The sequence below is a fragment of the Nostoc sp. ChiVER01 genome (assembly GCF_034531155.1).
Lineage (GTDB): Bacteria > Cyanobacteriota > Cyanobacteriia > Cyanobacteriales > Nostocaceae > Nostoc.
In genome coordinates, this window is sequence record NZ_JAVRBS010000006.1 from 205,523 (window position 1) to 224,824 (window position 19,302).

Annotated in this window: 16 protein-coding genes; 6 read left to right on the forward strand and 10 right to left on the reverse strand. The window is 40.7% G+C overall.

The window, feature by feature from the left end:
- Positions 1-405: 405 nt before the first annotated feature.
- Positions 406-906 (reverse strand): fatty acid hydroxylase, encoded by a 501-nt coding sequence (locus tag RMY00_RS10925; protein ID WP_322647557.1) that lies wholly within the window; start codon positions 904-906, stop codon positions 406-408.
- Positions 907-1,668: 762 nt separating this feature from the next.
- Between RMY00_RS10925 and RMY00_RS10930 the strand changes: the two genes are divergently transcribed.
- Positions 1,669-1,815 carry a ribbon-helix-helix protein, CopG family gene (locus RMY00_RS10930; RefSeq protein WP_229493684.1) on the forward strand — a complete coding sequence of 49 codons (147 nt, stop codon included), beginning with the start codon at positions 1,669-1,671 and terminating at the stop codon, positions 1,813-1,815.
- 169 nt (positions 1,816-1,984) lie between these two features.
- Here RMY00_RS10930 and RMY00_RS10935 read toward each other — a convergent pair whose 3' ends face one another.
- Complete coding sequence (locus RMY00_RS10935) at positions 1,985-2,164, reverse strand: CopG family transcriptional regulator (protein WP_322647558.1); 180 nt, start codon at positions 2,162-2,164, stop codon at positions 1,985-1,987.
- Positions 2,165-2,603: 439 nt separating this feature from the next.
- On the opposite strand from RMY00_RS10935, the gene RMY00_RS10940 reads away from it, so the two are divergent.
- Positions 2,604-6,179 carry an NB-ARC domain-containing protein gene (locus RMY00_RS10940; protein WP_322647559.1) on the forward strand — a complete coding sequence of 1,192 codons (3,576 nt, stop codon included), beginning with the start codon at positions 2,604-2,606 and terminating at the stop codon, positions 6,177-6,179.
- Positions 6,180-6,225: 46 nt separating this feature from the next.
- Here the strand turns inward: RMY00_RS10940 and RMY00_RS10945 are convergent, their stop codons facing one another.
- From RMY00_RS10945 to RMY00_RS10960, 4 genes are read right to left on the reverse strand one after another with little or no spacing between them, the layout of a single operon-like run.
- A complete protein-coding gene (locus RMY00_RS10945; RefSeq protein ID WP_322647560.1) occupies positions 6,226-6,909 on the reverse strand; it encodes a class I SAM-dependent methyltransferase in 684 nt (227 codons plus the stop codon).
- 30 nt (positions 6,910-6,939) lie between these two features.
- Positions 6,940-7,992: an SGNH/GDSL hydrolase family protein gene (locus RMY00_RS10950; protein ID WP_322647561.1), complete on the reverse strand. Its 1,053-nt coding sequence runs from the start codon at positions 7,990-7,992 to the stop codon at positions 6,940-6,942.
- A gap of 41 nt (positions 7,993-8,033) precedes the next feature.
- Positions 8,034-9,182: a 3-oxoacyl-ACP synthase III family protein gene (locus RMY00_RS10955; RefSeq protein ID WP_322647562.1), complete on the reverse strand. Its 1,149-nt coding sequence runs from the start codon at positions 9,180-9,182 to the stop codon at positions 8,034-8,036.
- Between the two features lie 44 nt (positions 9,183-9,226).
- Positions 9,227-10,972: a ScyA-related TPP-binding enzyme gene (locus tag RMY00_RS10960; RefSeq protein ID WP_322647563.1), complete on the reverse strand. Its 1,746-nt coding sequence runs from the start codon at positions 10,970-10,972 to the stop codon at positions 9,227-9,229.
- 374 nt (positions 10,973-11,346) lie between these two features.
- On the opposite strand from RMY00_RS10960, the gene RMY00_RS10965 reads away from it, so the two are divergent.
- Positions 11,347-12,045: a haloacid dehalogenase type II gene (locus RMY00_RS10965; protein WP_322647564.1), complete on the forward strand. Its 699-nt coding sequence runs from the start codon at positions 11,347-11,349 to the stop codon at positions 12,043-12,045.
- Between the two features lie 247 nt (positions 12,046-12,292).
- Complete coding sequence (locus tag RMY00_RS10970) at positions 12,293-13,162, forward strand: DUF5895 domain-containing protein (protein ID WP_322647627.1); 870 nt, start codon at positions 12,293-12,295, stop codon at positions 13,160-13,162.
- A 57-nt stretch (positions 13,163-13,219) separates the two neighbouring features.
- Here the strand turns inward: RMY00_RS10970 and RMY00_RS10975 are convergent, their stop codons facing one another.
- Both RMY00_RS10975 and RMY00_RS10980 read right to left on the reverse strand, forming a co-directional pair.
- Positions 13,220-14,503 (reverse strand): murein transglycosylase A, encoded by a 1,284-nt coding sequence (locus RMY00_RS10975; RefSeq protein ID WP_322647628.1) that lies wholly within the window; start codon positions 14,501-14,503, stop codon positions 13,220-13,222.
- Between the two features lie 3 nt (positions 14,504-14,506).
- Entirely contained in the window at positions 14,507-14,761 is a 255-nt protein-coding gene (locus RMY00_RS10980) for a hypothetical protein (protein ID WP_109010830.1), read from the reverse strand.
- Positions 14,762-15,044: 283 nt separating this feature from the next.
- On the opposite strand from RMY00_RS10980, the gene RMY00_RS10985 reads away from it, so the two are divergent.
- A complete protein-coding gene (locus RMY00_RS10985; RefSeq protein WP_322647565.1) occupies positions 15,045-16,424 on the forward strand; it encodes a serine/threonine-protein kinase in 1,380 nt (459 codons plus the stop codon).
- 63 nt (positions 16,425-16,487) lie between these two features.
- On the opposite strand, the gene RMY00_RS10990 is transcribed toward RMY00_RS10985, so the two are convergent.
- Positions 16,488-17,402 (reverse strand): Tll0287-like domain-containing protein, encoded by a 915-nt coding sequence (locus tag RMY00_RS10990; protein ID WP_322647566.1) that lies wholly within the window; start codon positions 17,400-17,402, stop codon positions 16,488-16,490.
- A gap of 178 nt (positions 17,403-17,580) precedes the next feature.
- Between RMY00_RS10990 and RMY00_RS10995 the strand changes: the two genes are divergently transcribed.
- The gene (locus tag RMY00_RS10995; RefSeq protein WP_322647567.1) at positions 17,581-18,435 is read left to right on the forward strand and encodes a phosphate/phosphite/phosphonate ABC transporter substrate-binding protein; all 855 of its coding nucleotides are present in this window, start codon (positions 17,581-17,583) and stop codon (positions 18,433-18,435) included.
- A gap of 32 nt (positions 18,436-18,467) precedes the next feature.
- Here the strand turns inward: RMY00_RS10995 and RMY00_RS11000 are convergent, their stop codons facing one another.
- Positions 18,468-19,238, reverse strand: a complete 771-nt coding sequence (locus RMY00_RS11000; protein WP_322647568.1) for a hypothetical protein — start codon at positions 19,236-19,238, stop codon at positions 18,468-18,470.
- Positions 19,239-19,302 lie beyond the last annotated feature (64 nt).

Here is a 19,302-nt window from a genome sequence, read left to right on the forward strand (position 1 = left end):
TAAGACTAGGTTTCCCAGAAAGATGGGCGACATAACAACAAAGTTGAGCATTAGCAAATATATTTAAATTACGTAATAGAGGCGTTCTTGCGTCTATAGAAATCGCTTGCTTTTTGATGAGTTACAGACAAACTATAAATAAAGCCTTCACAATTCTATAAAGGCATAGATTAAAAGCTATAGTCAATTGGTGTCTGTTGTTGCGATTACTCGTAAATTGGGAATCAGCTTTTCTGAGGTTGGAATAGTTTTCTGTCTGGCAAAAAATAAATAGTTTACGAAAAAAGGCTGCGATACCTTCGGTAAGCTTCTCTACGAGACGCTCCGCGAACGCTAACGCAGCCTTTTTTGCTAATTTTAAAAAGTATGGCTCTCCAAGAGGAGTTAGGTAAGCGCTAGCTTCTGTTAGATCCGAGAGTAACGAAAACGAAGTCTAAGTAACCGAAGCCAGCGTAACCACATTTGTGCAGGTTGTTCAAAGAACGTGAAAATATCACCGAAACCCAAATTAGTTTTGTGATGATGCAACCAGTGTCTTTCAGGAGTAGTAATAAATAGAATTTGGCATAAAATATTGACAGGCTTTGAAGTTTGCCAACCTAGTACACTTATGTGTCTCCACCATACATGAAACTGACCAAGCAGTAATCCAGAGATAACGCCGATGGGAGAGAAAGGCCACAAGACTACTGCTATAAGTACATAAGGCAAAGCTCCCAAGATACCATCTAAAAGAACTTGGGGATTAAAAGTCAAAATAGCGTAGTGGCGAAAGTCCTTCTTCCAGGAGTGGTGCGTTTTTAAATGTAGGCTACCAAAAACGTGCTCGGGTACGTGGTAAAAAAATGTAGATAAAAAATCGCCAAAAAACAGTAATAACCAAGCAACAACGATAGCCTCAAGCATTTGTACTCCTCAAGTAAGTTAAGAAACTCCACAGAAAATATGCAAATTTGATGCTGTAAACGTAGACACCTGATTTTCTATGATGCTTGCATCATCTATGCATTTCATGGGTCTACACTCCAGTTAATTTGACTCAGAGTATATGTAATTGGGTAAGTTGCAGTTTCTACGAATCTATAATCCTTAATGCAGTAAACAGCAACTTGTAAGAACCTCCAATTTGGCTTTTAACTCTGGATTAATGGCAATAATACATCTAAATTCCGATAGGAATACTGTATTTTACCATAGTTACTACATAATCTTCTTACTAAGACATACAGCGTAAGCAAAGGTTAAGTTAAAATTAGTACAAATTTAGGTTAAGGCGTTCTTCAGTATTATTAATACTAAGCTGATTGCAATTTAAGCTTTAATTAAAAATTTAATTAGAACAATAGAAATAGGCATTCTGCCAAGGTAGTCTGGGTTATCAAAGTGAGGAAAGCTGCTTGACAATTAAATTAAGAAGTGGCAAAATTTGGAGTATCTAGAATTAACTATATGTCATATATAGTAAGCTATCAATCAGCATCATCCTATCTTCAAATTTCTGGATGATTTGCTCTTCCAGCAAGAACTGTCTCCTGCGGTCTACCTCCTTCAATTAGAACTTGTCCTCTTGAAAAGGTATCTCGGCATACCCCAAATTTAGGTTACTTTCCAATTAGGAAGGTAAAATTAGAGTTTGAAGGTATGATTACAGGATTTATCTGTTTCAGCATGAACAAAAAATGGGCCGTCAAACGAATCACTATAAACCTGGCATCAAATGAAGCCAAGAACCTTGAAAAGTATTGTGAACAAACAGGCAGACCAGCAACGGATGTGATTCGAGAACTGATTCGAGCTTTGCCACTGATAAAATAAAAGTAGATTTGCGAACCATTTAACCTTAGTTTATTCTCAAGATATTAAGTATTAGAATCTGGTTGAACTACTCAGACTTGCCTACGGCTGTTCGGCTTTACCGTTCCCGAAGGGTAGTTTGATGGCCCTTCTGGACTGAGGCTTTTCAAACTTGGCATGAAAAGTCAGATCAAGGCAACGCTTGAATGAGTTCCCGAATTACATCTATTGCTGGTCTACCTGTCTGTTTACAATACTTTTCAAGGTTCTGGGCTTCATCTGATGTCAAGTTTAAGGTAATTCGCTTAAGCGCCCTTTTTCTACTGGAGGTTGCCAAACGGGGAAATTTAAGTGCAGCAGTTTTATTCATTGATTGATAGGCTAGATATATAGGAAGTTTCTTTATCAAGCTTGCCAATTTAGAAACGTCTTTACCAGTGAAGATCAGGATTTTGAGATTGAACTTAAGCTTTACGCCTCAAGTATATTACTTAAAACTCAAAGTATTAAATTACTAATACCACACGTAATGAATCTACCATTACCAAGTACAAGATCCTTTTAGCTCAAGAGATGATGTCAGCAATGTCCTACAAGCCAGATTGTCTGTTGAGCAAGCGGTGTTGAATTACCGAGACAAGTGGATCGCCAAAAGTGGCTTTATTAGTGAATATTTTGGTAATATACCTGTTTTAATTCTTCTGCAACATAAAATTATTCGTTTGTTATAGTTATCACCTCATATCTATAGCAACCTAGTAAATAATTCCTTTTAATCAAAGGTGATTACACCAACAGTGAGTTAATACATGACTTTACAGAATTCGAGACGCAAGCGTGGCGTTGCACTTACTAACAAGGGGTTACAGAAAATTAAGGAAGCAAGGCATCAGTCAGAAGCAAAGGAAAATTTTGGAAACAGGTATACTCTTGAAGAAATAAGTGCGCGTTCTGGGTTATATTCAGCTACTATCTCGAAAGTATTGAATCGGGAAGGAGGAGTTGATAAACAGACTATTGAGAAGCTTTTTTCAGCTTTTAAGTTAAAAATAGATAAAGGTGACTATTCAAGCTCAAATACTCATCTAGATTTGGGAGAAGCTATCTTTAACTCAGTTTTTTATGGACGTATAGAAGAACTTAATACGCTAGAGCAATGGATTCTTAATGAACACTGTCAATTAGTCGCATTATTGGGAATAGGAGGGATTGGGAAAACAACCCTTTCTGTAAAATTTGCTCAACAGATTCAGGAAAACTTTGAGTATGTAATCTGGCGATCGCTACGAGAAGCTCCACCTGCTAAAATTATTCTAAGTAACTTAATCCAATTTCTATCTGACGAACAAGAAACAGAAGGTAATTTACCAGAAAGTTTTAGTGAGAGGGTATCGCGGCTACTCTATTATTTACAAAATCATCGCTGTTTGGTAATACTTGATAATGCAGAGTCAATTCTCCGCAGTGGTAGCCGCGCTGGACTTTATCGAGAAGGATATGAGGAATATGGTGAGCTTTTAAGACGGGTAGGAGAAGCAACTCATCAAAGCTGCTTAGTGCTGACTAGTCGTGAAAAACCTAGAGAAGTGGCATTATTGGAAGGACAAGCACTACCTGTTCGCTCATTACGGCTGAGTGGCTTGAAGGTTGCGGAAGGGCAAGAAATCTTAAAACTCAAAGGGCTATATGCGGCAGAGGACGAATGGAAAGTAATAATTGAACGCTATGCAGGCAATCCATTAGCGTTGAAGATAGTTGCCACGAACGTTCAAGATGTTTTTGATGGTAATGTCACTGGATTTTTGCAACAAGACACATTTGTTTTTGGTGACCTTAGTGATGTTTTAGAGCAGCAATTTCGGCGCTTGTCACCTTTAGAAAAGGATATCATGTACTGGCTAGCGATTAATCGTGAGCCGATTACGCTCTTAGGATTGCGAGAGGATATTGTATCACCAGTATCACAAGCAAAATTAATAGAGGCTGTGGAATCTTTAGGAAGGCGATCGCTAATCGAGAAAGCTACGCCTATGCTCATTGAAAAAACTGAATCACTTTTTACCCTCCAGCCTGTGGTTATGGAGTATGTGACTAGTAGCTTGATAGAACTTGTCTGTGAGGAGATTGTCATTCAGAATATTGATTTATTTAGATGTCATGCTCTCATGAAGGCGACAGGTAAAGACTATATCAAAGAGACTCAAATTCGCCTCATAATCAAACCAGTTATAGATCAATTGCTTAATGTTTTAAGAAGTAAAAGAAACATTCAAAATCAATTAACTCAAGTTCTTACAAAACTCAGAGAGACATCGCCGTTAGAACCAGGATATACAGCTGGCAATATTCTCAATCTTCTTTCTTATTTAGAAACAGATTTGAGTGGCTATGATTTTTCTTATCTGACTGTTTGGCAAGCAGATATGCGAAGTATCAATTTACATGATACAAATTTTGCTCATGCTGATCTAGCTAAGTGTGTTTTTGCTGAAACCCTCGGTGGTATTTTTTCGGTAGCCTTTAGCCCCGATGGCAAACTTCTAGCTACGGGCGATACTAATAATGAGATTCGCCTGTACCAGGTTATAGATGGACAACAGATGCTCACTTGCAGGGGTCACACTGCTTGGGTTCGATCCGTTACCTTCAGTCCTAATGGAGATATTATTGCTAGCGGAAGTGACGATCAAACAGTGAGGTTATGGAATGTTAGCACTGGTCAGTGTATTGCAAATTTGCAAGGGCATAGCAGTGGTATCCAATCTATCGCCTTCAGCACGAATGGTCACATACTGGCGAGTAGCAGTGAGGATAAAACTGTAAAGTTTTGGGATATCAATACTGGTCTGTGTTTTAAGACTTTATCAGTAGATGATTATAGTGTATGGTCAATTGCTTTCAGTCCCGATGGTGACACAGTGGTAACTGGAAACGACAATCACACCCTCAATCTATGGGATATCAACACTGATCAATGTATTAAAATATTGAAAGGACATACCAATAGAGTACATTCCGTTAGCTTCAGTGCAGATGGTCGCATTTTGGCTAGCGCTAGTCATGATCACACAGTGAAGCTATGGAATGTTGACACAGGACAATGCTATTTAACACTGCAAGGTCATACTGACTCAGTACATTCTGTTACCTTCAGTTTGGATGGATATATTATTGCTAGCGGTAGTGATGATCAAACGGTGAGAGTCTGGGATGTTGCCACAGGTAAATGTATTAGAACTTTGAGAGGACACAGCAGCCGAATATGGACAGTTGCATTAAGTTCCGACAAAGGCAGCTACGTTTTGGCCAGTGGCAGTGATGACCAAAACGTTATGCTGTGGGATGTAAATACTGGTCGTTGTATCAGGATTTTTCAGGGTTATTGTGATGGAGTACGCTCGGTTGCCTTCAGCCCAAACAGTTATATGTTGGCTAGTAGTGGGTCTAACAAAATTGTAAGGCTATGGGATGCTAACATTGGTACGTGCCTTCAAAGTTTACAGGGACACAATAATCGGGTCACATCAGCTTCTCTTAGTCCAGATGGTCGCATTTTAGCTAGTGGTAGTGAAGACCAAACGGTAAAATTGTGGGATGTCAACACTGGTCAATGTTTCACAACCTTAAATGGGCACAGTAACCGTATATTAGCTGTTACCTTCAGCCCAAATGGTCTGATTTTGGCAAGTAGCAGCGACGATCGCACAATCAAGCTATGGGATACCAGTACAGGTAAATGCATTAATACCTTGAATAGACAAAGCCATCGGGTCTGGTCTATTGCCTTCAGCCCAGACGGTCAGATACTAGCTAGTGGTTGTCATGACCAAACAGTAAAGTTGTGGGATGTCAACACTGGTCGATGCCTTAAATCCCTTCAAGGACATACTGATTGGCTGTGGTCAGTTAGCTTTAGTGCTGATGGGCAGCTTTTAGCGAGTGGCAGTAGCGATCAAACGGTGAAGTTATGGGATGCGAAAACAGGTAAACACCTTAAAACTCTACAAGGTCATAACAGTTCTGTCTACTCAGTCAGCTTTAGTGCGGATGGACGCCTTCTAGCAAGTGGGAGTGGTGACCAAATGGTGAAGTTATGGGATGTCAGTACTGAACAATGCCTCAAAACTTTGTCAGGACATACCAAGTGGGTTTGGTCACTTGCTTTCAGTCCCCATGATCAAACTCTAGCTAGTAGTAGCCAAGATGATACGATTAGAATATGGGATGTGAAGACTGGAGAGTGTCTAAAAATTTTGACGAATGATAGGCCCTATCAAGGCATGGACACCACTGGCATTACAGGTATAACTGAAGCTCAAAAAGCCTCTCTAAAAGCTTTAGGGGCAGTTATTTATGGAGAAGAAAACCATACAGTTATAAGCTGAAAAAACTTGGATGATTATAGAAAAAACTAAATCATTTTTTCAAGACTTAGCTTTTGGATATACTCAAGAACTTGTCTCCACTCTTCTGAAATTCATAGGATGCTTGTCTAATTTCTACTTTATATCCCTGCTTGAGCAGTTGGTTGGCAGTTGGGAATAAAAATGGAGATAGCTTCCCAGATGTGTCTAGTAATGGAAAAATGCGTGTCTCTATAGCAACGCGACACATTTCTATAATAGAAGCGAGATGGAACTCTTCAGATAGGTGTTCAGAATAAATAAATAAAAAATGAGAGCATAAGGCTAAATCAAATTGCCGATCAGCAAATGGTAAAGTAGGCAGTTCACCTATAACATAACGTTTCTCCCGAATTCCTAAAGAAAGGTCTTCAATGAATTCCTGCATTGCGGATCTTCTAATGTTTAGTAATTGGTTTGGCGATTGAATATCCTGCCAAACAAAATTATCTGGATTTCCTTGCACCGCATTCATGACTTCACGATTAGCTTCTTGGATGCGTTGAGCAATCTCAGTTTTACTGAATTTATAAATGGGATCGCAAGAGACAACGTTGCCTCCTTTACGGGTCATCTCAACATTAAAGCTTGCAGGCCCACCTGCACAGTCAATAATTTTCAGTTTGTTATCTTCAAGATTTAAACCAAACATTTTGGTGTATTCTTCAGCAGAACGTCCCCATATAAGGATTTTCTCAAACTTAATCCCCATAACTTTTATCCTAAGAGTTACATTATTAATTTAGGACTCTGAACTTTGGCTATCGAGAACTTCTAAAACAGGCATAAGTAAAATTTTTCCCCTAACTTGACGCTCATTTTTGTATCTTTCAACCGCGTACCCAACTGTACCTAAAACACCAAGTGCTAACATTCCTGATACAGCAGAAGGTTCCGATACAAGTATTGGCTTCACGGCTGAGAAAGCTAATTCTCCAATTAGTTTGTGAGCGGAAGTTGTAGGATGAACTTGATCCCAGAATAAAAACTTATCTGGTTCACAAACAACTAGCTTCTTAGGAACATTAATAGGCACTACCGATAAGTCTCCAACACAAGATTCGGTAACATTTGCAAAACCGAATTCTTTTGGAGCCGCGATGATTCTATTGAATAGAGAATTAACATCAAGAGGAATAATATTGATATCAGGGCTGAGTTGCTGGCTCAAAAAGCTGAGATTTTTAGTCAAACTGGAGTTGTGTGCATTGATAAAAGTGCTTAGTAAGCTAGAATCTTGATTATTGCCGCCTGTAACTGGAAACTTTCCTAAATCTGGTAAGTTAACTATTACAAAATTTTTAGCACCAACAGCAGCAAGTGATGTCACTGCCATTGATAAGTTGTTGACTGCTTGGGTAGGATTAGGAATAGCATCAAAAAAGTAATCTAAATAATCATTCGTACCAGCCCAGACAACGTAGAGGGCGTTAGGGTTTGCAGAAGGATTTGCTAATGTAAAGCTATTAATCTGTTGCTGCAATCCTGGTAAACTAGCAATACCGATATTCTTAGACCCTGTGGTTGCGCCACCATAGGCAAAGTCAGTGTTTGGATTCAACTTTAGTCCTAAATCTAAGGCGAGATATTCCACCCAAATTGGGCCATTGGAAAAACGTCCATTAAAGTAAGTTGGACTTGGAGGAATGATTTTGCCTGTGGCGTTGAATACATTGCCTATATCAGAGAGGCTATCACCAAACACATAAATCTCGTCATTATTCTGCGCTGAAACCTTAAGCGGAAAAATGAGAGATAAAATGAAAATTCCGATTGCAAGAATTTGTTTCTTCACAGCCAACTACTTAGGTAAACTTTAAATTTTAGTAAACACCCTTAAAAAGAAAAAGCTTTGTTTCTGTTTTTAGAACTTGTCACCGCTAAGTCAGATTCTATTTTATGAATAGGAGCAGAACCTAGTGCTACTTTGCCCCAACGCATCACACTTGCAGAGGCAGCACCTGCTGCACCAAATCCATAAACAAGAACTAAGTCATTTTCGCTAATTTTTCCTAACTGTGCAGCATGGTACATATTAACTACAGTAAGTACTGGCCCAATGTTTGCATATTGTGGATAGAGGTCGATTGTACGTTCTGGATCAATACCAAGTACGCGCGTACAAAAGCGTGCGAACCAAGCTGTGGGTGTGTTGAAAATAAAAAAGTCTATTTGCTCAAGGGTCACACCTGCTGCATTAATAGCACCTTCACAACAAGTGCGGAGAAACCCTACAGCCGTTTCGCGAGTTAATCTGTTTGCATCCTTGCTGACCTGCATACGAACCTGCAAGTTGCCGTGTATATCCTTGGCGATCGCAGGGTAAATTAGATCGCACAGCGCACCAGCATGAACAGTCTTAATACCAAGAATACCCTGATTTGGTTTAAGTTTACTTACTACAAAAGCTCCAGCACCATCGCTAAGAAACCATGAGGCAGTATCATGTTCGGGAACAAAGTGAGAATAAGAACATGAAATAACTACTAGTACGTTGTGATACTGTTCTGCCGAAACCAAAGTATAAGCAGTCTGCAACGCAATTAGAGTACTACCACAGCTTGCATCAATATTCCAAGCCGCACCCTGGAAACTTAGTTCGCGCGCCAGAAAGGCAGCATCACCAAATCCGATTTTTTCAGGCCAGACTGAGGCAACAAGCATCAGATCGACATCTTCCAGAGAAAGCTTTGCAGCCGCAAGGGTATCTTTTACCGCGCGGCATTGTAGCATTAGTGGTGACTCATTTGCACTGAGTACCCATCGTTCGACAGTCCCCCGAAAGGGATCTGATAAATAGGGCACCATCTCTAAGTCAAACTCATTTCTAGGGATGGAGCCATCTAGAGAGAACCACTTTCCTAAACTTTTTTGCTCTGCTTGAGCAACCAATTCGGGGTATTTTTCTCTGTAGTAATCGTTGTTATGTCTAATGCTGGGTAAACTCACAGCGAGTGAGCGAATACCTACTGCGTGTTGTGCCATGAATAACCTTTTTTTACACTCAATATTTAGTAGCAATAATTAGTTTAGCTCTGGGACATCAAGCTCTGAATACGACTTTCAACTGGTGCAAGTTGAGTAGTATCAATAATCACATCAATCACGAATGGAGCGATCGCTGCCATTGCTTTCTCCAGAGCCGCCTCAATATCAGCCTCTCTCTCGACACGAATACCATCGGCTCCCATACCGTAAGCAATCTGAACAAAGTCGGTCTGCGGAATTTCTGTATCTATACCCTGGAAGCCCTGCATCGCCATCCCCCGATGGCACATGTTATAGCGTCCGTCATTAAGTACTATCCAGACAACTGGAATTTGGTACTTCACAGCTGTGCTGATCTCATTATTCATTAGCATGGCACCGTCACCAACAATGGCGATCGCCTTACCACGACGAGCTAGTGCCGCACCAACAACGCCAGTAGTAATATGCCCCATAGACCCGAAACCGCTACAGTTTCGGTAACGATGTGGCTTGGCAAAGCGCAGCATATAATTTCCCCAAGCAGACGAACTGCTTGCCTCGGTCATCACCAATACATCACTTCCCTCAACAATCAGTCTTTGAATAGCATCCATAAGCACTACGGGGCGCACTTCACCGTGTGTACGTGGATTGATTATACTGTGTTCAGGTCTAGATAGTATCGATTTTGTCAACTGAACAGGATGCTGCGAAAAGTGTTTCAACAGACCCTTCACAAACACTTTGATGTCAGACAGAATGGCAAAAGTCTCAGCAGATGGATATGCAGTTCCTGGAACTTCTGGGTCGATGTCAACATGTAAAAAGCCTCGCAAGGGTACCATTACGGGGAGCAGGAATGATGTGCGTTCGCCTAAGCGTGTTCCCAGAACCAAAGTGCGTAAGGGTCGGTACTCCTGCATATACCTAAAAACAGACTCATGCCCACCGAAGCCGGTGACGCCGATAAACTGAGGATGATCTTCAGGAAAAATACCTTTAGCCCGTGGTGAACACATCACCACAGCCCCTGTTTTCTCGGCAAGCTGGCGAATTTCTTTTGCAGCACCCCGTGCCCCGAAACCGACCCAGATGGCAAACGGCCCCTCAGACAGTAACCGGACACATTCTGCGATTGTTTCTTCACTTGCTGTTGCCAGACTCTGAGAGAGCGTAATTTGTGGCAACGAAGTTTTTAGTAAACTTGTCTGGATATTTGTTGGAATACTTATATGAGCTACGAACCCTCCTGGTTGTCCTAGCCCAAGGGCAAGCCTTCGAGAAACCTCTGTGAGTTCATGACTGGATTCGAGAGTAGTTGCATAATGGAATATTTGCCCGGAAGTAAAAATACCTGTGCTAGGCATTGTATAGGTGCTAGTTTCTTGGCAAGCCCAACGTCCTCGTTGTGGCACTGATGTTGAAGCTGACACCAGAATCACCTTAGCACCCTCCCAACGGGCAGCTAACAGTCCTGTTAAAGCGTTAGTAATCCCTGGCCCGGTGGTAGTGAATACCACAACCGGGCGATCGCTAGCAAAATACGCTTCAATGGCTGCAAAAGCTGCTCCGGCTTCGTGCCGAAAGTGCAGTACCTGGATGGGACTTTGATGTAATGCAGCCCACACTGGGGCGATCGCGCCTCCTGAAACACCAAAGGCATATTGCACTCCCATATCTTTCAGGATTTTTACCATTGCCTGTGCTACTGAAAAAGTTACGGATAACTTGCTATCAAATAGCTGTTTAGTTAAATTTAATGGTTCAGTAGTATTCGATTGTGTATCCTGAAATTTAAAATTCATAGAGAATATACTTAGAAATAATTTCCTCTGGGGATAATATTATCCCACAGCCAAAGTAGGTCAGCGTAAATATTTGTCGTTCTAATAAGCTAGTAAACAGTTATGCTAAAAGGAAGAGATGGAAGGGTTTGAGCCTACTTTATCTCTATTAAGAGAGTTTAGTTTTATTGTGCTGATATATTTGTTTATCTTCAGACAACTCGGTCTTTTCTTGTCTACCTACTTAAACTCTACTTAGATGAATAAATGTTAATAAAGTTTAAGAGTGGCAAATGTAGCAATGCCTGCGGCAGGCTACGCCAACGCAGATGGATGAACCCATCTTTTAGTTTGTGAAAACTGAACACTATTAATCAAGCTCTAGAGTATAAAAAATGATTGACTTCAATCAGTACAAGGCTTTAACTTTCGATTGTTATGGAACCCTAATTGATTGGGAGAACGGTATCTTAGGGGTGCTAAAGCCACTTCTGCTAGCACATAACATTAATTTGGATGACGAGCAAATTCTGGAACTGTTTGCTCAATTTGAAGCAGAACTAGAAAAAGGAGATCATATCAAATATCGGGAAGTATTGGAGAGAGTAGTCCAGAAATTTGGTGAACGATTTGGCTTTGAGCCAACTGCTGACGAACTAAATTCACTCGCTGATTCGATTCAGCATTGGCTGCCTTTCCCTGATACAATTGAGGCACTTAAAACCCTCAAGCAAAAGTTTAAGTTGGTGATTGTCTCAAATGTAGATGACGATCTCTTTGCTTTCTCGGCAAAGCACTTGCAGGTGGAATTTGACCAAATAATCACAGCAGAACAGGCAAAAAGCTACAAACCCTCCTTAAACAACTTCAGACTAGCTATTGAAAGAATCGATTTGCCACTAGAGCAGATATTACACGTTGCTGCTAGTGTATATCACGACATTGTTACAGCCAAATCTCTGGGACTATCAACAGTCTGGGTAAATCGTCGAGCAGACCAAAAAAGATTTGACGCTACAGGTTCAGCAATCAGTCAAGCTGATTTAGAAGTGCCGGATTTAAAGAGTCTTGCTGCTTTAAGTCTAGCGAAATAATACCGAGGAATAGGTACTGAGTACCTAGCACTGTTTCGGGAAGGATCTGTTGTTACAAAACGAAACAGGGATTGCAACATAGATTGATTCTGTCTTAATCTGGAAAAACTACTACTCCAGTTTGACGCAACATTCACCCTTGTTTTTAGGGCGACGCGCAAGGGACGAGTAAAGCTCGTAACAACCCTCTGATTCTGGCTCTTCAGGATCAGCTTGTTCAAGAAAACATTTTGATATGCCTAAAACGATGAAAGCATCTGCTAATTTCGACTTTGAAGACGAGAAATTTAATGCACCGCCTTCTCAAGTCCTTCCCTGGTGTCAGATGATTAATCCTCGATATGGCACAGATGGTATGCAATCCCACGGTTTGGCAATTAAGCTGGATAATGCTAATGCTGTCGGCTTTGTGCCAGATGATAATTGGCAGCAAGTGGAGCATGAATTTACCTCTGGAGTTGAAACGGTCTTTATTACCACTACTCCACGCGTGGTTATAGTGCGTCGGGGGCCATTGTCTGTTAAAGACCGGGAAAGTGGTTTAAAACTGGGTACGCTCAAAGAGAATTATGATGCTTTTTTAGCCGACAAACTTAAATTTAAAACCTTTACTCGCTATCTAATTTTTATAGTGGGAGAGAATAAAAAGTTTTTACATGAATCACCACTACAACTAACTCTTAATGGTGCAGCCGGAGCAAGTTTCAGCAAAACTTACTGCGAATATCAACAAGGCAAAGTAGTTAGTGGATTCGTCGCTGAACTAGAAAAGGCTTATGCTGTTTACCGCAAGCAACCCTTGACACCAAAAGGGCCATTGTTCCATGCTCACGGGATTTTTTGTCCGATAATTGAGTGTGAAGAAAGAGGTATTGAACCAAATACAGTTCTGGTAGCTTCAACTGTAGACTACAAACATCCCACAGTAGGGACTTTAACAGAATACTTAATTGCCTCCGATTCTCTTGAGTCTAGAATGATTTGTAAGACTTTTGAAGAATACAAAGATTTTGGGAGGGAACCTGTAAAATCAGAAACCCCTAAATTGGCAATGGCAGGAGTTTCTAACTCTTATGTTTATGCTGATGAAGATGATTTTGCTTATCCGCCATATTAGGTGGGAGTGGGGAGTGGGGACTAGGAAAACTATTCCCTATTCCCTATTCCCTATTCCCTATTCTTTGAGCAGCAAATAATATAGTGAACCATTACCGCCTGTGATGCCAGCGCGATCGCCTGCTAGTTTACCAGACCCCATGAAATAATCCACCCGGCCCGGGCCTTTGATGGCGCTTCCTGTATCTTGGTCAAGCACAAAGCGGCTGACAGTACGCTTCTCTAGTTTGCCACCACCAGCAGGGTAGGGAAATGAGTTGTAAATTAGCGCTAGCGCTCCCGGTGGCATGAGAGACTTATCTGTAGCAATAGAACGTTCTGCTGTTACTGGCACATGAATACTACCAGTAGCTGGTCTACCGCCTGTTTCTTGGAAGAAAATAAATCGTTCCCAGCGTGGCAGATAATTATTCAACTCCTGAGGCTTTTGTCGGAAGTAACTAACCATCCGTGGCATTGTCAATCCTGATAGTGGAAGTTTACCATCTTTTGCTAGTTCTTTGCCGATACTAGTCCAAGGGTAATCAGTTCCACCTGCATAGCCAACTGACGTTGTTTTGCCATTAGTTAACTTAATTTGGGCAGAACCTTGGATATGTACCATGTATGCGTCTAAGCGATCGCGGAACCAAAGTAATTCTAAACCGTGCAATTTACTCTTATTCCCTTTTAAACCATCCTTCCCTTCCAAATCAATTCGTTTTGGGTGGGGTTTTGGCCATTGGCTGAAATTAGGTGGTAGCCGATAAAGAGGATATTTATATATTGCAGTCCTGACACGGCTGGCGATGTAAACAGGTTCGTAGTAAGCAGTGAACTTAACAGTACCTCTGCCATCGTTACCCACAGACTGGTAAAAGACAAACTCTCGGCTGACAGCAGCTTGTAATTGCGCTGCTGACTTAGAACTGATAACTAGTTGGCGAAAGCGTAGCAAACTCCTCTGGACGCGATCAAGGGTAATTTCCTTCATCGGATAATTTTGATATGCTGCGATCGCCTCTTTCTTAGTTAAATAAAGCAAACTGTTATCAATGGAAGCCAACAGCGCGTTGCGATCACCTCCGGTGGGCGAAGCGCCAACGCCTATCTTACCCCTTTGACCCCAAATTTGGTCATCTAAACCCAAGCAAGTCTGTTGGAACGTACAATTGCTTCCGATAGCAATTGGTTTTAGCGGTGGCGTTATCTCAGGAGTAATTGGTATTGGCTGAGGTGGAAGATCGGGAGTTATGGGTACTGGCAACGGCAGGAAGTTAGGAACCTGAGCAACAGCCGACCAGAGAGGGTTTACAAGGGCAATTCCCAGACTTAAGGAAAGCAAAGCAAAGGTTTTTCTCATCATTTAGTTGAATCTTTCAACACTGGAACTAAAAACGGGTTCTACCCGGATTGCCACAACTCGGGAAGGTCTTACTACCATATATTCCCCTTGAATATTTTTTATCGGCACGCTAATAAAGTCATTTGAAGCAGATTTTGGCACAAGTTCGCCGCTATACCACTTCTGAAACTCTTGAATAGTAGGAAAACGTACTTCTTCTCGGTGGCCGCTTTCCAGTAGGAGGTATACGGCATATTCATTTGGAGTTCTAGCCATAAGAGTTGAATTATTTAAAAAACATTCAACCCATTGTTAACCACGTAACCCCCGAATGCAAAGGGTAAGCATACGGGAGGTTGGAAGTAAAGGGGGCAGGGGAGGATAACCAATGCCTAATGCCTAATCCACAATAACTCTTCAGTGTAGACGGCTAATCCTTTAACCAGTTCCTGAAAAGTAGTAAAGTTACGCACTACCTAGCTACTTTCTATCTCAAGAAACCTTCCTAAAGCTGGTAGTTGTGCCAAGATTAACTTGAGGACTTAAGGCTTGTGACACAATGTTAGGACAATTATTAGACGGACGTTACCAAGTTCTCCAGGTCTTAGGTAAAGGTGGATTCGGTCAAACCTATATAGCACAGGACACCCACCGACCAGGATTCCCGAAATGTGTTGTCAAACACCTTAAGCCCGTCACTCGTAACCCTGAATTTCTTGAAACTGCTAGACGGCTATTTACCAGTGAAGCAGAAACACTAGAACAACTGGGTATTCATGACCAGATACCTCGGCTTTTAGCTTATTTTGAACACAACCAAGAGTTCTTCTTGGTGCAAGAGTTCATTGAAGGACATACTCTAAAAGCAGAACTGTCTCCCAATCAAGCTTGGACAGAAGAGAAAGTAATTCAATTTCTCCAACAGATGTTGGAAATTCTGCAATTTCTTCACAGCCGCAACGTTATCCATCGAGATATCAAGCCGGACAATATAATCAGGCGGCGACAAGACGGCCAGTTAGTGCTGATTGACTTTGGCGCAGTCAAACAAATCCAAACTCAACTGCTTACACTTTCAGGGCGCACGGAGGCTACTATTGCCATTGGCACCCCAGGATATATGTCTACAGAACAGGGTCAAGGTAAGCCGCGCCCCAACAGCGATATTTATTCCTTGGGCATTATCGCTATTCAATCGCTGACGGGGTTGAATCCAATAAACTTTGAGGAAGACCCAGATACTGGAGAAATTTCTTGGCAGCATCAAGCTAACGTTAGTTCTGGGTTGACATTTGTGCTATCTAAGATGGTGCTACACCACTTCAAACAGCGCTATCAGTCTGCGGCTGAAGTTCTACAAGTGCTTAAGTATCTCGATACTAAAATAGAAGCGCAATCATTTCAAGAATCATTTTTTACACAACCGCCTGAAGCTTCGTTTTCTCAAAAAAACTCAACCAAAGATCCGCATACTTCTATCTTGTCACCGGAAAGTTACAGTCGCTTGGAAACAATTCTTTTGGAATTTGTCGGCCCCGTTGCCTCAAGATTACTACGACAAGTTGCAGCATCAGCGCCCAACTGTGAAGAATTAATTACTCAATTGGGCGTTCATCTTCGAGGAAATCAACAAATTGATTTTAAGAATAAAACAAGGTTTTTACTAGATAAACGTACTTCACAACAGGAACTTACTGCTCAATCTGAATTTAAAACAAATAATTTACCAAAGCAAGAACCTCAAGTAATCAGCGATAGCTTTGTGCATCAGTGCGAACGAGAATTGGCTGATTTAATTGGGCCAATAGCTAGTTTCTTAGTCCAAAAAGCTGTTAGGTCTTCTGGGCAAAGTTCTCGTGCAGAATTTGTGAATGTTTTAGCATCACAAATTCCCGAACCTCAAAAAGCTTTGCAATTTCAGCAACGCCTACTTTCTTAATTTTTTAACCATTCCATTTTTATCTCTGTAAATTACGAATTACGAATTACGAACTACGAATTATTAACTCTGGTTATTCAGCATTTCCATAGCTATTTTTAAGCTAGCTTTCATCCGATTAAATGCTTCTGCTAATCCACCAATTTCATCTTTAGAGCTTTCTTCAAAATCAGCATTCATATCACCAATGCTAACTTTTTGAGCTATTTGCTCTATTCTTCTGATGCGCTTAATCACATATTTTTTGATTAAAAAGTTAATTACAAAAACTACGATCGCAAAAATTGCAATTAAAAGCCCCATTATCAATATCCAAGTTCGTTTGGCATTGGCAAAAATCTCTTCTGAAGGAACAGAGACTATTTGGGCAGTAACAATATCATTTAGCTGCCAGCCAAAACCATTTTCAGAGCCATAAGTTGCCAACTGACTCTTAGGAGCCTGATTTGGTGTAGAATGACACCGCAGACATTGCTGCTGTGTAATCTTAAGTGGTTGTGCAATATAAAATACTTCGCCTTCTGACAAGGTGCGAAAGCCGGTAATTTCTAGAGTATTGGGTTCGTTGCGAAAACGCTCTACAAGTTGAGTTTCAAAATTATCGGCTTTATCTGCTAAATTAGTTGGATTAAGTGTTGCATCTTTATGAAAAAAGTTGCTATATTGCGGGTTTTTACGAAAATTTTCAAAAACCTCTTTAGCAGAAAAAGTCGGTACTACTTCAGGGGTAAAGGTTGAATTTAATTCTACTCTCGGTTCCAAAAGTGGAACTATATGATTTTGTGTATAGTTTCTAACTGCGTTTACCATTTGGATGAGAATCTCCGCTTGGGAAACTACTTCATTTTGCGCCCTTGTTTGAAGTAAACTAGATAAAGCAACGCCACTACCCAAAATACTGATAATGAAAACTAATATTAAAAGTAAGTTAAATTTAGCACCTATTTTTAAGTTTTTTAACGTAATTTTCTTTAACATAACCTAACCAACTAAGGCGATATCTGAGTTTGTCTAATATTTATTTATACCTGTTAGAAATTATTTCAACAATATTTAAATAAATATTAATTTTTTGTTGAAATATAACCTGTTTAGCCAGCAATCAAACTTATCCAAATTAGTCTTGACCAAGTTATTTCCTGAAGCATAATTAGTGATGTTTTTGCGATTTCCCCGTCGTTTATTTCTATTTAATCTGCTAGGTTTAACATTTGCCGCTTGTCAATCACCACGAGAGTTTGAGGGCACATTAACTATTGGTGTTATCAACTATGGTGGAGGCGAGCAAATAATTAACCAATATGCGAAATTTAATAATTACTTGGGCGAGAAGACAAATTCATTAATTCAGCTAGAGCCTGCTTTCAATGAAAACAGAGCGGTTGAGCGGCTTGAGGCTCGTGCTTGGTCGTTGGTATTTGCTCCACCAGGTTTAGCAGCGATCGCGATCGCACGTCACCAATATGTTCCCCTGTTTCCTTTAATAGGTATTAGTAATTTGCGTTCAATCTTTGTTGTTCGCAAAGACAATCCAATATCTGACTTAAAACAGCTAAAAGGTCAAACAATCGCTTTAGGTCAGTTAGGTTCGGCAACAGGATATTATTTCCCACTTTACAATCTTTTTGGTACAACACTAGCACAGATTCTATTTGCACCTACGCCCAAAGCCGCGTTGGAATTGGTCGCTGAGGGAAAAGCGATCGCCTGTGCTGTCTCGGAAGCTGAATTGAGTCTCTACGGTTCACAGTTGGGGTCAACCCAATTCCGCATCCTATTTAAAGACCCTCACTATGTACCCTTGGGTGTAGTCTTAATTGGGCCTAATGTCGAACGTAACCGTCAAGAGTTCATCCGTAAAGTAATGAGCGATGCGCCTTCAGGTTTAGCTGAAGAAGTAGGTTATATACCCAATGGACAAGTACCAGATTACAAGTACATGATTTCTGTGGTTGATCGGGTGAGTTCCATTACTTCCAAGCTGCAAAATAAGCCTGTTCGTTTATTTTAAATACTCATTCAAGGAGATTTTTATAAAATTGCTCAATAAAATAATTTAAATCGTGCTAGCTGATTTTGAAGCGTTCCTGTGAGGATTTTACTTAATTCTGTAGTGTCTTGGAATTGCAAAATTTGCTGTGTGGGTAAATCGAAAGGAAATTGCCCTTCAAAATCGGGACGTTGCATCTGCGCTAGTAAAATCTGTTCAGACCGCTTACTTTGGATAGCATAGCCAATTTCAATACAGACATTAGGGCTAGGAATTACTTGGGGAGCTTCTTTACCATCAATACTAGCAATGGGCGTTGTGTCAGCGATAAATAACAAACTTTTACGGATTTTTCGCATAATTGTGCGGTTAATCCGTACAGTAGCATCACTGGGGCGAGAGGATTCTACTAATGTTAAGGAAAGGCGCGATCGCTTGTTTAAACTGTCCAAACTTTTTCGCAGTTCTTCTCTTAAAACATTTGTGGCTTCGGCATACTCTGTTTGATACGATAAAAAAATCGTTGGCTCTAACTGAGCCAATAGCGCCTGTTTAGTAAAATAGATTTCATGACTAATTAAGTCAATGTTAGCGACGCAATAGCCACCACTACCTTCAATATAAAATTCAATATCTTCTCCTTCCAAATAGCGTCCAAACCAAGTTGATTTTCTAACTTCGTCGCTTTCTTCTAAAAAGTCTGCTCGCAATGCTGATCTCAGCAGGCTTTTTTTGCTTAAGCGAATGTCTGGCGGACGTTTTTCCAGTTCTAGAATCGGCTCGTAATCTTGTAGATACCACGCTCTGAGCGCAATAATTGACATAAGGCGCTATTTAAACTATTTTTCACTATTTAACTTCGTATAATCTTACACTAAGAGGAGTCCT